This window comes from bacterium SCSIO 12827 (assembly GCA_024397995.1).
Classification (GTDB): domain Bacteria; phylum Pseudomonadota; class Alphaproteobacteria; order Rhodospirillales; family Casp-alpha2; genus UBA1479.
This window is the reverse complement of sequence record CP073746.1, coordinates 3,918,974-3,933,246: the sequence shown is the minus strand read 5'-3', so window position 1 is coordinate 3,933,246 and position 14,273 is coordinate 3,918,974. Positions and strand designations below refer to the sequence as shown.

Genomic DNA, 14,273 nt, shown 5'->3' with positions numbered 1-14,273 from the left:
TTTGCCACCAACATTCGGTCCCGCCCATTCGGACGGTGCTTGTTTTCATTATCAGGGGGGACCGGCGGCCATACGGCCAAGGTTCCCCCTCCCTGGGTGTTGGGAGGCGATGAGGCCCGGTGGGGACAACCACCGGCCGGCGCTGTCGCGGCTTGTCTTTCATTTATGCCCGCCGCCGTGTCGGGAACCGGAATACGGCTCCTTCACGCCGCCGCCTCTCTAGAGCCGCGAGAGACGACACCGCATGAGCGGCGAACACATTAGACTTTGTCCGCGACACACCCCCCTTAGGTTTGGCTTTTTAGCCTATTATTAAATAACAAATTATTCAGGTCTTATAATAACGATAAGTAATTCGATTTAAGGTTATTGAAGCCGCGCGAAACCAAAAAGAAAAAAGGGCTCTCTTTTTCTCAAGTCTCCTTTCTCTTTATTAGCTTGTGTCGGCCGGGCGGCGTCTTAGTGAGTCCGTCGGTGGGCGTGAAGCCCCCAACGACGACGGGGATATTACGGACGTGATCCGTCGATGGCAATGAGACGAATCGCGAACGCCCCCCAAATTTGCAAAATAATTCCCTTGACAAAAATGGCCCTGAGAGTCCCCTCGGCCCCCTTCGCGGCGGGCCTCGGCGGGCGTGTTTTTCCGAGTCCCAGCAATGGTTTGCGCGTCCGTTCTGACAAAGAAAAAGGCCGTGCTTTCGGCACGGCCCTTTCGGTATTTAATCGCGGTCGAGAGCCGTCCTTAGGCGGACAGGCCCTTGATCTGCTTGACCAGGCGCGACAGCTTCCGCGACGCCATGTTGGCGTGCAGGATGCCTTTCTGCGCACCGCGCATGACGAGCGGCTGCGCCGCCTTGAAGGCTTCCTGGGCGGCGGCGGCGTCGCCACCGGCGATGGCCATTTCGACCTTGCGGATCGAGGTGCGCACGGCGCTCAGGCGCGTGCGGTTGACCTGCGTGCGGCGGGCCGTTTGACGAATGCGTTTCTTGGCCGAGGCATGATGTGCCATCTGGACACCCTTTTCTAACTCTGGGTCTGAATTCGGAAGGCGCGGTTATATCGGCGGGCCGGACCCAGGTCAAGCCCGGAAAACAAGGCCCCGTTCCGCCGTTTCGCGGGGCCCTGCACCACCCGCTCAGCGGTTCTTGAATTCCGGCTTCCGTTTGTCGGCGAAGGCGGCCATGCCTTCCTTCTGATCCTCGGTCCCGAAGGTCGCGTGGAACATGCGTCGTTCGAACCGCACCCCTTCGGACAGGGTCGTCTCGAACGCGCGGTTGACGGCTTCCTTGGCCAGCATGGCAAGCGGCCGCGACATGCCGGCGATGGCCTGCGCCGTCTTGACCGCGTCCTCGACCAGATCAGCCGCGGGCACGATGCGCGCGACCAGCCCCGACCGTTCCGCCTCTTCCGCATCCATCATCCGCCCGGTCAGGCACATTTCCATGGCCTTGGCCTTGCCCACGGCGCGGGTCAGACGCTGCGTGCCGCCGGCGCCTGGAATGGTGCCGATGGTGATTTCCGGCTGCCCGAATTTCGCATTGTCGCCGGCGATGATCAGATCGCACATCATGGCGACCTCGCAACCGCCGCCGAGCGCATAACCCGCCACGGCGGCGATCACCGGCTTGCGGCAGGAGGCGATGCGTTCCCAATCCTTGGTGATGAAGTCGCTTTTATAGGCGTCCATCCAGCTTTGGCCCTGCATCTCCTTAATGTCGGCGCCAGCGGCGAAGGCTTTTTCCGATCCGGTGACGACGATTGCGCCGATCGCGTCATCGGCCTCGAACACGTCGAGGGCGTCGCGCATCTCGGCGACCAGGGCCTTGTTCAGCGCGTTCAGCGCCTTCGGCCGGTTGAGGGTGATCAGCCCGACGGCGCCGCGGGTTTCAACGATGATGTTTTCGTAAGCCATGTGGGTCGCTTCCGTTCCTTAATATGAGGGGTCTCGATATGTCGTCGGCGCGGGCCGGTCAGGGACCCGGCGCCAGGCGGAACCGCACGGTCGGCACGGGGCCGTCCGGGAATTCCAAGTGCAGGGTTTCCCCTTCGCGGCGGTACTGGCCGCTTTTGATCTTTTCCCAGCCGAGCTGCGGCAAACTGGCGTCGTAGAACGCCCGCACCTGGGCCTGATCCTGACCGCCGGTCAGGGCCTGGGCTTCGACGATGCGCCCGGCCGGAGTCTCGAACACCACCCCGGCGTCGGGGATGTCGGTCAGGCCCGGCATCAGCGGCAGGTCGTCGATGCCGCCGACGAACTGCGCGGCCGCGGGCAGCGCCGCCGCCAGCCACAAAAGGGCGGCGACGAAACCGGGACGCAGGCGGGCTATCAAGGTCATGGGGCGGTGATACCCTACCTCTGGCAACGGGAACAGTAGAAAGTCGATCGCCCGGCCTGGGGGATCTGGCGGATGGGCTGGCCGCAGGCCGCGTTGGCGCAGGCTTCGCCCGTGCGCCCGTAGACATCAAAGGAATGCTGGAAATAGCCCAGTTCGCCATCGGGACGGATATGATCGCGCAAGGACGAGCCCCCCGACGCGATGGCGTCCTTCAGCACCGCCTTCACCGCATCGGCCAGTTTGTCGGCCCTGGCCCCCTGCACCGTATGGGCCAGACGCTTGGGCGAGATGCCCGCCCGGTAGAGCGCTTCGCAGGCATAGATATTGCCGACGCCCGCGACCACGCCCTGATCCAGCAGCGCCGCCTTGATCGGCGTCTTGCGGCCCTTGAGCCGCGCCGCCAGGACAGCGCCCGAAAAGGCATCGTCGTCCAAGGGCTCCGGCCCCAGCTTGGCCAGCATGGGATAGGACGCCAGCTCGGCGGCGGCCCATAAATCCATGAAGCCGAAGCGGCGCGGGTCGTTGTAATGAACCTCGCCGCCGCCGGACATCTTGAAGATCACATGGTCGTGCTTTTCTTCCGGGAAGGCATGGGCACCTAAGCGAAAGCTGCCCGACATGCCGAGATGGGCGATCAGCACGTCCGGGCTGTCCAAATCGAACATCAGGAACTTGGCCCGCCGGCGGATATCGACCACCGTGCGCCCCGTGAGCCGCTGGCCGAAACCGTCGGGCAGGGGAAAGCGCAGGTTGGGCCGGCGCGGGATCACCGCGTCCAGGCGCTTGCCCTGCATGGCGGGCATCAGCCCCCGGCGGACGGTTTCGACTTCAGGCAGTTCGGGCATGGCGGGTCTTCGGGCAAGGAAACGACGGGGAAGGTCCAAGGAACGTAGCCTGTCCCGGCCGGTTACGCTATGTTCCATCGCCATGATCAAAGAGACGCCCGAAACCCCTGATAACGCGGACACATCCGCGTCCCCTGGCGCTGCCGCCGGCACAACTCACTTCGGCTTCCGACAGGTCGCCGAGGACGAAAAGGCCGGGCTGGTGCGGGGCGTGTTCGATAGCGTCGCCTCCAAATACGATCTCATGAACGACCTGATGTCGCTCGGCATCCACCGTTTGTGGAAAGCGGCCATGCTGGACTGGCTGCGGCCGCGCCCGGGCATGACCTTGCTGGACGTCGGCGGCGGCACAGGCGACATCGCCTTCCGGTTCCTTGAGCGCGGCGGCGGCCCGGTCGCGGTCTGCGACATCAACACGGAGATGCTGAAGGTCGGCAAGGCCCGCGCCATTGATAAAGGCATGCTGAAAGGCCGCGACCAAGGCGGCATCGACTGGGTCACCGGTGATGCGGAAAACCTGCCCTTTCCCGACAATTCCTTCGACGCCTATACCACCGCCTTCTGCATCCGCAACGTGACCCATCCGCAGAACGCCCTGGCCGAGGCCCGGCGCGTGCTGAAGCCGGGCGGCCGGTTCCTCTGCCTGGAATTTTCCAAGGTCGCCCTGCCGGTGCTGGACGAGATTTACGACCGCTGGTCCTTCAAGGTGCTGCCCGTGCTGGGCGAGAAAATCGCCGGCGACCGGGATTCCTATCAATACCTGGCGGAAAGCATCCGCCGCTTTCCGCCCCAGGAAGAGTTCAAGGCCATGATCGGCGCCGCCGGCCTGGCCCGCGCCGAATACCGCAACCTGACGGGCGGGATCGCGGCCATCCATTCCGCCTGGCGCACCTGAGACCGGCCCGGGACCCAGAACGCATGAGCGGTCATCTCTCCAATCTCTGGCGCCTGTTCGCCATCGCCCGCCTGCTGGCGCGCCACGATGCCCTGTTCCCGCTGGAAGACCTGGGCGTCGCCCCGGCGGTCGCCAAGGCGGCCAAGCTGCTGTCCAAACGCTCCGTGCCGGGCCGGCCGGGCCAGCGCCTGGCCAATGCCCTTTCCGAAGCCGGGCCCAGTTTCATCAAGCTGGGCCAGGCGTTGTCGACCCGCCCGGACCTGTTGGGCGAGGAGATCACCCAGGACCTGGCGCAGTTGCAGGACGACCTGCCGCCGTTTTCCACCGACCTGGCCCGCCAGACCATCGAGCAGGAATTCCAGGTGCCGGTGGAAACCCTGTTCGCCTCCTTCGACGACGAGCCCGTGGCCGCCGCCTCCATCGCCCAGGTCCATTTCGCCGAGACGACGGAGGGCGACAAGGTCGCGGTGAAGATTTTGCGCCCGGGGATCGAGGCCCGGTTCCGCCGCGACCTCGACCTGTTCCGCTGGGCCGCGCGGGTCATGGAGCGCGCCCGCCCGGACTTGAAGCGCCTGAAACCCCGCGAGGTGGTGGAAACCATCGCCCAGTCGGTGGAACTGGAAATGGACCTGCGGTTCGAAGCCGCCGCCGCCGCCGAAATGGCCGACAATTTCGACGGCGACGACACCTTCGTCATCCCCGCCGTCGATTGGGCGCGCACGGGATCGCGGGTGCTGACGACGGAACGCATCGACGGCTTTCCCATCAACGACGTGGACGCCATCGCCGCCGCCGGGATCGATCCCAAGACGGTGGTCGAAAACGCGGCCCGCGCCTTCTTCAACCAGGTGTTCCGCGACGGCTTCTTCCATGCCGACCTGCACCCGGGCAATCTGTTCGTGATGGCGGACGGGGCGATCGGCGCCGTCGACTTCGGCATCATGGGCCGGGTCGATAAGAAGACCCGGCGCAACCTGGGTGAAATGCTGCTGGGCTTCCTCACCCGCGATTACCGCCGCGCGGCCGAAGTGCATTTCGAGGCCGGATGGGTGCCCCGCGACAAATCCGTCGACGCCTTCACCCAGGCCTGCCGCTCCATCGCCGAGCCGATCCTGGACAAGCCCCAGCACGAGATTTCCATCGGCCGCCTGCTGGGCCAGCTGTTCCAGGTCACGGAAACCTTCGCCATGGAAACCCAGCCGCAATTGCTGCTGCTGCAGAAAACCATGCTGACCGCCGAGGGGGTAAGCCGCAAACTCTACCCCGACACCAACATGTGGGTGCTGGCAAGGCCGCTGATCGAAGACTGGATGCGCGCCAACCTGGGGCCCGAGGCCAAGATCATGGACACCTTCCAGGGCCTTGCCGAAGTCGCGGAACGCCTGCCGCGCGTCATGGAAGATTTGGAAATCGGCGCCCGCAGACTGGCCGAAGGCCGCCTGACCCTGGACCCGGAAACCGTACGCCTGCTGCGCGACGGCGAGGACAAACCCCGCACCCCGGTCCTGCTCTGGATCATCGTCGTGATCCTGGCGGTGATTTTTACCTATAACGTGATGAATTAGACGGCGGGCCCCGGCCTGCCTAGTCTTTCTTGATCAGGCCCGTCAGGCCGGCGACCGCCATGGTCGAGAGCACCCAGCCGGCGATGATGTGCACCCAAAGCCACAGCCGGAAGAACCAGCCAAAGCGATCCCCCGCGAAGGGAAGCCAATAGGCTTCCTGATGGAAGTCGACGAAGGGAAAGAACGTGTCCAGGGAATACATCAACCCATTGAACGCCGGATAATCCTGGGGAACGCGCAAAGGTTCCGCCCGCCAGTCCAGTTTCCGCTCAACCCAAGCGGAACATTGACCTGATTTGGCTGGGCCATTGAAGCATTGGTGGACGAACACGCGTTCTTTCGCGGGACGCATGTACCCCTGGTGATAGGCGCTGTTGAAGACCATCCAGGCGAACATGACCGCGAAGAGTATCCACACGCCAGCCCGCCAGGGTTTGTAGCCATAAGCAATGGTCCACTTGGCGAACAATAACCACGCCCGATGCTTCCAACCGAGCCCGCCCTGCTTTCGGTAGGCTTCTTCCTTGGCGATACCCATTTCGCGCGCATCGGCCAGATGCCCCGCCTCGCGATATACCTTGATTGCTTGTTCATAGGGCTGCGGCGTGAACTGCTCCGGAGGCTGCCGTTCGATCCATCCCAGGAGGATTGCCCACGGCTGGTAAATGCCCAGTGTTCGATAGCGAAATCCATCAAGATTTAGGTTGCCCTCCTCAGGCCAACCGCTACCGTCTGCGTACAATGTCTCGACAGAGGCATGGATGAGACTCATTTTACCAATAACTGGCGCCATCAAATCCGTGAAGAAAAAGGAGGCCTGAACTTCAAGGTTATCCGCAGATAAAGCGTCGCCACCTTTGTTAGTGAAGACCGCTTCGACGCAATTGACCTGCCCACCCACCTTGGCGCCCACAAGGCGCACTTCGCCGGTTACTTTCGCGTTCTGAAAAACCAAACTGCCCCCAACCTCAAGGTGGTCTGCATGAAAGGCTACGCCGTTTCCGTTGCCGAAAATCGCCCCAAAGCAAGCAATTTGTTCGCCTACTTTGGCCCCCAGAAGGCGTATTTCACCGGTCACTGTTACGCCCGGAAAGAACAAATCCCCCATGACTTCAAGACCATCCGCAAAGAAAGCCCTACCATTTTCGTTGGAGAGGGACGCCCCGGAACAATCAACCTGTGCACCGATCTTGGCACCTGGAAGGCGCATTTCGCCGGTCACCGTGGCACCCTGTAAGGACAGGCTCCCCTCAAGCGAAAGCCGGTCTGCCGCAATCCCCGGCAAGGTACATTTAAAAAACCCAAGCAGCTTGCCCTTGGCATCACTAAAGACCGGCCGGTCCGTGAAGATACAACCGACGAACGAAAGAGCTCGATCCAGGGTCGCCCCTCCCATTTCGAGGGCGCCAGTTACCTTCGCGCCCTTTAACCAAATGCCATGGGGGTCAATGTCCCGGTTTTCTGCATTCAGGCAAAGGTCGCGCAGTAATGCCGCCCGCACCACCTTCTCCGCATCGTCCTTGAAATCGGAGACGTCGGCGATTTCGCCGCTCAGGACGCAGTCCGCGAGCAGCCGTTCCGCCCGTGTCTCGGGTTCGACGGGGTCGCGGAAGGATTTGGGTTTCGCGGGTTTCTTGACCATGGCCGGAATATTACAACCGCCGGATATACCCGTCACCTAAGGATCACGCGGCTAGAGGAACGCCGTCCCCGGAATGGCCACCCGCTCCCTTAATCTTGCCGGGGGGTAATATTTACTTTAAGTACACTGTTCTTTGCGTATTTATAGGGCCGGGAATGATCGGCCAGCAAGGGACAGCCCAAAGACATGCTTTCCGGAAAACGCATCCTGTTGATCGTCACGGGCGGGATCGCCGCCTATAAGACGCCCGATCTGGTCCGCCGCCTGAAGGAGCGGGGAGCCCAGGTGCGCTGCGTGCTGACGGCGGGCGGGGCGCAGTTCGTGACCCCCTTGGCGCTGGGTGCTGTCACCGGCGACAAGGTCTATCAGGACCTGTTCGACCTGACGGACGAGCAGGAAATGGGCCATATCCAATTGTCCCGCGACGCCGACGTGATCCTGGTCGCCCCGGCCTCGGCCGACGTGCTGACCAAGATGGCGCAAGGGCTGGCCACGGATTTGGCGACCACGGCGCTGCTGGCGACGGACAAGCCGGTGATCGTCGCCCCCGCCATGAACGTGCGCATGTGGGAGCACGCGGCGACCCAGGCCAATATCGACACATTGAAATCGCGCGGCGTCACCGTGATCGGCCCGGAAGACGGCGACATGGCCTGCGGCGAGTTCGGCCCCGGGCGCATGACCGAACCCTTGGACATCGCCCAGGCCCTGATCGATTTCTTTCACGGCGGCCAGCCCCTTCGGGGCAAGCACGCCCTGGTCACCAGCGGGCCGACCCATGAGCCCATCGACCCTGTGCGCTATATCGCCAACCGGTCGTCCGGCAAGCAGGGCCATGCCATCGCATCGGCGCTGGCGGCCTTAGGAGCCCGCGTGACCCTGGTCACCGGGCCGGTCACCTTGAAGGATCCGGTCGGCGTCGCCACCGTGCATGTGGAGACGGCCCGCGACATGCTGGCCGCCTGCGCCGAGGCCCTGCCCGCCGATATCGCCGTCTGCGCCGCCGCCGTGGCCGATTGGCGGACCGCCGACCAGGCCCCGGAAAAGATGAAGAAGGACGGCAAAAGCCTGCCGGCCCTGGCCTTGGCCGAAAACCCGGACATCCTGGCGACCCTGTCGGCCCCCGGAAAGAACCGCCCGGCCCTGGTCGTCGGCTTCGCCGCCGAGACGGAAAACGTGGTCGGCCATGCCGTGGCCAAGCGGAACCGCAAGGGCTGCGACTGGATCTGCGCCAACGACGTGTCGCCGGAAACGGGCACCTTCGGCGGCGACATGAACCGGGTGCATCTGGTCACCGGATCGGGGGTCGAGGATTGGCCGCCGCAGACCAAGACCCAGGTCGGCGAGCGGTTGGCCCAACGCATCGCCGATCATGTCACGGCGGCCGCCGCCGCGACGGGCGCGGACGCCGAATGACCGCCCTGACCGTTCCCGTTCAACGCCTGCCCCATGGCGCGGCCCTGGCGCTGCCGGCCTATGCCACGGCGGATGCGGCGGGATTGGACCTTTTGGCGGCTTTGGATCAATCCATGATGCTTGATCCCATGGCCCGCGCCCTGGTGCCCACGGGCATCGCCATCGCCCTGCCCCAGGGGTATGAGGCGCAGGTGCGGCCGCGCTCCGGCCTGGCCGCCAAGCACGGGATTACGGTGCTCAACAGCCCGGGCACCATCGACGCCGACTACCGCGGCGAGATCAAAGTCATTCTGATAAACCTAAATTCCGAGGCCTTTGAAATTGAACCCGGCATGCGCATCGCCCAAATGGTCATCGCGCCGGTCACGCAAATCGCCTGGGATGAGCGGGCGGACCTGGAGAGCACAACCCGAGGCACGGGCGGCTTCGGATCGACCGGTACGGGGGGGGCCTGACCACATGCTGCGACTATCGAAAAAGACGCTTTACGCCATCGAGGCGGTGCTGGACGTGGCCTATCACATGGGCGCCCAGCCCGTGCAGAGCCGCGACATCACGCGCCGCCAGGGCATTCCCCGGCGCTATCTGGAACAGGCCCTGCAGCAATTGGTGAAGGCGGACATCCTGGTCGGCGTGCGGGGGCCCAAGGGCGGCTACCGCCTGGCCCGCGAGCGCCGGCGCATTTCCGTGGGCGACATCGTGCGTGTGATCGCCGGCGCCGACGGTGCCGATGATATTCTGGAAGACGCCGACGGTTCGGACCTGGGGCTCAAGGTCGTGCGGCCCCTGTGGGCGGAACTGCGCGAAGCCGCCATGGTCCGCCTGGATGCCACGTCGATCGACGAATTGTGCCTCAAGGCCCATCAGGCCGGGGTCGACAGCGAAGGCCGGCCCAACCTGGATTTCACGATCTAGCATCCTCATCTAAGAGGAAACCCATTCGGAGGAGACGAGTTCCATGGACACGGCAAAGGGTGCCCGCGCGCAGGGTGAATTCCGGGGTCGCATCTACGACAGCATCATCGACACGGTGGGCGCCACGCCCCTGATCCGCCTGAAGCGCATGACCGAGGACACCGGCGTGACCGCCGATATCGTCGGCAAGTGCGAGTTCTTCAATCCCCTGTCGTCGGTCAAGGACCGCATCGGCCTGAACATGATCGAAGCCGCCGAACGGGACGGCCGCCTCAAGGCCGGCGCCACGTTGGTCGAGCCGACCTCGGGCAACACGGGCATCGCGCTCGCCTTCGTCGCCGCCGCCAAGGGCTACCGGCTGATCCTGACCATGCCGGAAAGCATGTCGCTGGAGCGGCGCAAGATGCTCTACCTTCTGGGGGCGGAACTGGAACTGACCCCGGCGCCCCTCGGCATGCGGGGTGCGATCGAGCGCGCCAAGGAAATCGTCGACAGCACGCCGGGTGCGGTCATGCTGCAGCAGTTCGAAAACCCGGCCAATCCGGAAATCCACCGCAACACCACGGCCGAGGAAATCTGGAAGGACACGGGCGGCAAGGTCGACGTGCTGATCTCCGGCGTCGGCACGGGCGGCACGCTGACCGGCTGCGCTCAGGTTCTGCGCAAGTACAACCCGAAGCTCAAGGTCGTCGCGGTCGAGCCCGAGGACTCAGCCATCCTGTCCGGCGGCCTGCCGGGGCCGCACAAGATTCAGGGCATCGGCGCCGGTTTCGTGCCGGCGAACCTGGACACCAAGGAAATCGACGAAGTGCTGCAGATCGGCAACGACCGCGCCATCGAGACGGCGCGCAAGATCGCAAGGCTGGAAGGCCTGCCCTGCGGCATTTCGTCGGGTGCCGCCGTGGCGGCGGCCCTGGAACTGGCGGCCCGCGACAATCTGACCGACGCCCGCATCGTCGTGATCCTGCCCAGCTTCGCCGAACGCTACCTGTCGACCGATCTGTTCGCGGGCCTGGGCGAATAGGCAAGAATATGGACTTCACCGACTTTTCCGAGGACCAGGTCAACCGCTACGCCCGGCACATCCTGCTGAAAGAGGTCGGCGGCATCGGCCAGGCCAAGCTGCTGTCGAGCCGGGTTCTGGTCATCGGTGCCGGGGGGCTGGGATCGCCCGTGCTGCTGTATCTGGCCGCCGCCGGGGTCGGCACCATCGGCGTGATCGACGACGATACGGTGGACCTATCCAACCTGCAGCGCCAGATCGTCCATCAGACGGCGTCGGTCGGCATGCCCAAGGTGGAAAGTGCCAAGGCGACCCTGGCCGCCATCAACCCGGACGTCACCCTGGTCCCCCATTTCGAACGCATCACGCCGGACAACGCCCTCGATCTGATGGCGCAATACGATCTGGTCGCCGACGGCTCCGACAATTTCGAAACCCGCTTCCTGATCAACGACGCCGCCTATTTCGCGAAAAAGCCCCTGGTCACCGCGGCCATCCTGCGTTTCGACGGCCAATTGGCGACCTTCAAGGCCCATGAAACCGACGGCGACGGTCATCACGGCCCCTGCTATCGCTGCATCTTCCGCGAAGCCCCACCGCCGGGCCAGATTCCGTCCTGCGCCGAGGCCGGGGTGCTGGGCGCGCTCTGCGGCACCATGGGATCATTGCAGGCGACGGAAATCCTCAAGGAACTGCTCGGCATCGGTGACAGCCTGTCGGGCCATCTGATGGTCTACGAAGGGCTTGCCGCCAATTTCCGCAAGATCAAGGTCAAGGCCGATCCTGGCTGCCCGTTGTGCGGCGACAATCCGACGATCACCGATCTCTCCAGCCATGAGGGGGCCGCAGATGGCCGAACCTGCGCCGCCGGCTGACACCACGCCGCCTGACAAGCTGTCGGTCATCGTCTATGCGGGCGAGTACGACAAGATCCATTACGCCCTGGCGACGGCGGCGGCCGCCGCCGCCGTCGACCGGGCTGTGACGTTGTTTTTCACCATGGACGCCTGTAAGGCGCTGGGTGACGACGCCGCCTGGCGCGACCTGCCCGTGGGCCAGGGCCTGGGCGGCCAATCCCACGTGCAACCGGGCGGCACCCTCGATGATCGCTATGAGGCCCAGGGCGTCGCCACGTTCGAGGTCCTGCTCAGCGCCTGTGTCGAGATGGGCGTGACCTTCATGGTCTGCGAAATGGGCCTGCGCGCCCGCGGGCTGGAAGCCATGCCGCTCCGCGAAGATGTACCGGTGCAGCCGGGCGGGCTGGTGACCTTTCTCAATGATGCCTCCAAAGACGGAGCCATCATTTTTATCTGAACGATACGCAAAACAACCGGCACGCGCCCCATGGGGCGCGAGGGTTTTGCGACCCTGTTTATTTGATAGGCGGGGTTCAGCCGACGAAGGCCTGCGCCTTCTGCGTCATCGCGCCCGGCATGGGGGCAAGCAGGCGGCCATCGAGTACGCCCACGGGGCGCACGCCGAAGCTGTTGGTCAGAAAGATTTCATCTGCGCGGGCCAGGTCTTCGGGCGTCAGGCTTTGTTCCGCCCCGCCCAGCGCCGCCAGCACGCGGCCCCGTGTCACCCCCGGCAGCGGCCCATCGGCCAAGGGCGGCGTGACCAGGCGCCCGTCGATCACCGCGAACAGGTTGGCGTAACAGGCCGAGGCCACGCGGCCCGCCGTGTTCAGCAGCACCGCGTCCTGGGCGCCCTCGGCGCGGGCTTCTTCCAGGGCGATGATGCTGTCCAGGTAGGGCGTCGCCTTGACGCGGGAAAAGGGCGAGTGCTCGTTACGCCGGGTCACCGTCGCCGTGATCATGCCGACCACAGCACCCCGCGTCGGCGGCAGGGGGTGGACGGAGATCACCACCGTGGGCCGGCAGTCCTCGGCCTTGGGTGCGGCGACACCGCGGGCGGCGGCGCCCCGGCTGACCGTAAGGCGCAGCGCCGCGTCGGTCATCTTGTTGGCGTCGATCAGCCGCGCCATGCGGTCCAGCGCCTGATCTTGGGTAAAGGGCAGGGGAATGCCTGTGACGTCAGACGCCTGGGCCAGGCGGGCCAGATGTTCGGCCGCGAATTCCGGTGCCCCGTCCCGCACCCGCAGGCTTTCGAATATGGCGTCGCCCAGGGTGAAGCCTCGGTCGAAGGGATCAAGGCGCGCATCCGCCGCCGCGACCAGGTTGCCGTTGAGATCGATGATCATGTCCCGGTGCCCTTCACGGCAGCGCCACCCGGCCGTCGAGGGCGGCCAGCAGCGGTTTGATCTTGGTCATGCTTTCCTCGAATTCATCCGCCGGATCGCTGTCGGCGACGATGCCGCCCCCGGCCTGGGCGGCGACCACGCCGTCCGCATAGGTCATGGTGCGGATGGCGATGGCGGAATCCATGGCCCCGTCGAACCCAAGCCAGGCCACCGCCCCGCAGTAGGGCCCGCGCGGGACGGGCTCCAGTTCGTGAATGATTTCCATGGCGCGGATCTTCGGCGCCCCGGTGATCGATCCGCCGGGGAAGGTCGCGCGCAACAGATCGACCGCGTCCAGCCCTTCGGCGATGTCGGCCTGAACCTCCGACACCAGATGATGGACCCGGGCGAAGGTTTCCAGCTCGAACAGCTTGGACACCCGCACGGAACCGATCCGCGCGACCCGCGACAGGTCGTTGCGCAACAGGTCGACGATCATCAGATTTTCCGCCCGGTCCTTTTCCGAGGCGATCAGGGCGGCGGCCAGGGCCCGGTCCTCGTCCGTGGTCACGCCGCGTGGCCGCGTGCCCTTGATGGGGCGGGTTTCGATAACCCCGCCGGGGCCCAGCGACAGGAACCGTTCCGGCGAGGCGGAAATCACCGCCCGGCCCTTGCCGCAATTGAGGAACGCCGCGAAGGGGGCGGAGGAAATGCGCCTGAGCCGCCGGTAGACGTCATAGGGCCGGGTTTCCGTCGGCAGATCGGTGAGGAAACGCTGCGCGATATTGGCCTGGAAGATGTCGCCCAGGTGGATGTAGTCGATGGCGCGGGCGATGCGGGCCTCGACCTCGGCCCGGGTCTGATCGGCGCGCCAGGTCAGGTCCAGGCCCGGCGGCTCGGCCACCGGCTGCACGTCCCGGATCCGGGCCGCCATGGTCTTGGCCCGGGCCTCGCGGCCGGGGCGGCGCGGTCCGCCCGTGCGGCGGCTGACGTCGCTGGCCAGAACCCAGGCCTTGCGCAGCTTCATGTCGAATACGGCGACCGTGTCGTAGAAGCCCATGACCATGTCAGGGAAATTCAGGCCGCCCGGTTTGCGGTCGGGCAGGCGCTCCAGCGCACTGCCCAACTCGTAACCCAGCACGCCGACGGCCCCGGTCTGAAACGGTGGCAGGCCGGGCACGGATTCCGTGCGCACACGGGCCAATTCATGGGCCAACTGGCCAAAGGGGTCGTCCTCAGCACCGGCCTCCAGCACGTGATAGGGATCGCCCGCCAGGAAGGCATAGCGCCCGCGCCCGCCGACCGCGTCGGCGCTGTCGAGCAGGGCCGCGACGGGATCATCGGCGAAGGCCTCGAAGGCGTCCACGGGATCCACGAAGGGGATCGGCTGCACGTGGAGGGGTTGGGCGATATGCATGACGGTATCGGCGCCGCGGCGCGGCGCATTCCCTGTTGCGTTCCGGCCCAGAGCGGGCCG

15 protein-coding genes are annotated in these 14,273 nt (G+C 65.0%); 8 read left to right on the top strand and 7 right to left on the bottom strand.

Features of this window, described 5'->3' with window-relative positions:
* Window positions 1–742: 742 nt before the first annotated feature.
* The 4 genes from rpsT to mutM form a co-directional block, all read right to left on the bottom strand.
* Entirely contained in the window at window positions 743–1,009 is a 267-nt protein-coding gene (rpsT, locus tag KFF05_18420) for a 30S ribosomal protein S20 (protein ID UTW51831.1), read from the bottom strand.
* A 126-nt stretch (window positions 1,010–1,135) separates the two neighbouring features.
* Entirely contained in the window at window positions 1,136–1,912 is a 777-nt protein-coding gene (locus KFF05_18415; GenBank protein UTW51830.1) for an enoyl-CoA hydratase, read from the bottom strand.
* 58 nt (window positions 1,913–1,970) lie between these two features.
* Window positions 1,971–2,336 carry a hypothetical protein gene (locus KFF05_18410; GenBank protein ID UTW51829.1) on the bottom strand — a complete coding sequence of 122 codons (366 nt, stop codon included), beginning with the start codon at window positions 2,334–2,336 and terminating at the stop codon, window positions 1,971–1,973.
* Window positions 2,337–2,350: 14 nt separating this feature from the next.
* Window positions 2,351–3,181 carry a bifunctional DNA-formamidopyrimidine glycosylase/DNA-(apurinic or apyrimidinic site) lyase gene (mutM, locus tag KFF05_18405; GenBank protein UTW51828.1) on the bottom strand — a complete coding sequence of 277 codons (831 nt, stop codon included), beginning with the start codon at window positions 3,179–3,181 and terminating at the stop codon, window positions 2,351–2,353.
* Between the two features lie 82 nt (window positions 3,182–3,263).
* Between mutM and ubiE the strand changes: the two genes are divergently transcribed.
* Both ubiE and ubiB read left to right on the top strand, forming a co-directional pair.
* A complete protein-coding gene (gene ubiE, locus KFF05_18400) occupies window positions 3,264–4,076 on the top strand; it encodes a bifunctional demethylmenaquinone methyltransferase/2-methoxy-6-polyprenyl-1,4-benzoquinol methylase UbiE (GenBank protein ID UTW51827.1) in 813 nt (270 codons plus the stop codon).
* A gap of 23 nt (window positions 4,077–4,099) precedes the next feature.
* Entirely contained in the window at window positions 4,100–5,641 is a 1,542-nt protein-coding gene (ubiB, locus tag KFF05_18395; GenBank protein ID UTW51826.1) for a 2-polyprenylphenol 6-hydroxylase, read from the top strand.
* Window positions 5,642–5,660: 19 nt separating this feature from the next.
* Here the strand turns inward: ubiB and KFF05_18390 are convergent, their stop codons facing one another.
* Window positions 5,661–7,283 carry a hypothetical protein gene (locus KFF05_18390; protein ID UTW51825.1) on the bottom strand — a complete coding sequence of 541 codons (1,623 nt, stop codon included), beginning with the start codon at window positions 7,281–7,283 and terminating at the stop codon, window positions 5,661–5,663.
* Window positions 7,284–7,469: 186 nt separating this feature from the next.
* Here KFF05_18390 and coaBC point away from each other — a divergent pair, with 186 nt between their 5' ends.
* From coaBC to KFF05_18360, 6 genes are read left to right on the top strand one after another with little or no spacing between them, the layout of a single operon-like run.
* Window positions 7,470–8,699 carry a bifunctional phosphopantothenoylcysteine decarboxylase/phosphopantothenate--cysteine ligase CoaBC gene (gene coaBC / locus KFF05_18385; protein UTW51824.1) on the top strand — a complete coding sequence of 410 codons (1,230 nt, stop codon included), beginning with the start codon at window positions 7,470–7,472 and terminating at the stop codon, window positions 8,697–8,699.
* Entirely contained in the window at window positions 8,696–9,154 is a 459-nt protein-coding gene (gene dut, locus KFF05_18380; GenBank protein UTW51823.1) for a dUTP diphosphatase, read from the top strand. The genes coaBC and dut overlap by 4 nt, the downstream gene beginning before the upstream one ends.
* Window positions 9,155–9,158: 4 nt before the next feature.
* Window positions 9,159–9,614, top strand: coding sequence for an Rrf2 family transcriptional regulator (locus KFF05_18375; GenBank protein UTW51822.1), 456 nt, complete (start codon window positions 9,159–9,161; stop codon window positions 9,612–9,614).
* Window positions 9,615–9,657: 43 nt separating this feature from the next.
* The gene (gene cysK / locus KFF05_18370) at window positions 9,658–10,638 is read left to right on the top strand and encodes a cysteine synthase A (GenBank protein ID UTW51821.1); all 981 of its coding nucleotides are present in this window, start codon (window positions 9,658–9,660) and stop codon (window positions 10,636–10,638) included.
* Window positions 10,639–10,646: 8 nt separating this feature from the next.
* A complete protein-coding gene (gene moeB / locus KFF05_18365) occupies window positions 10,647–11,492 on the top strand; it encodes a molybdopterin-synthase adenylyltransferase MoeB (GenBank protein ID UTW51820.1) in 846 nt (281 codons plus the stop codon).
* A complete protein-coding gene (locus KFF05_18360) occupies window positions 11,467–11,931 on the top strand; it encodes a DsrE family protein (protein ID UTW51819.1) in 465 nt (154 codons plus the stop codon). Before moeB ends, KFF05_18360 begins: the two co-directional genes overlap by 26 nt.
* A gap of 76 nt (window positions 11,932–12,007) precedes the next feature.
* Here KFF05_18360 and KFF05_18355 read toward each other — a convergent pair whose 3' ends face one another.
* Both KFF05_18355 and pabB read right to left on the bottom strand, forming a co-directional pair.
* The gene (locus KFF05_18355; GenBank protein ID UTW51818.1) at window positions 12,008–12,817 is read right to left on the bottom strand and encodes an aminotransferase class IV; all 810 of its coding nucleotides are present in this window, start codon (window positions 12,815–12,817) and stop codon (window positions 12,008–12,010) included.
* Window positions 12,818–12,830: 13 nt separating this feature from the next.
* On the bottom strand, window positions 12,831–14,213 hold the full coding sequence (gene pabB / locus KFF05_18350) for an aminodeoxychorismate synthase component I (GenBank protein UTW51817.1): 1,383 nt from the start codon (window positions 14,211–14,213) through the stop codon (window positions 12,831–12,833).
* Window positions 14,214–14,273: the final 60 nt, after the last annotated feature.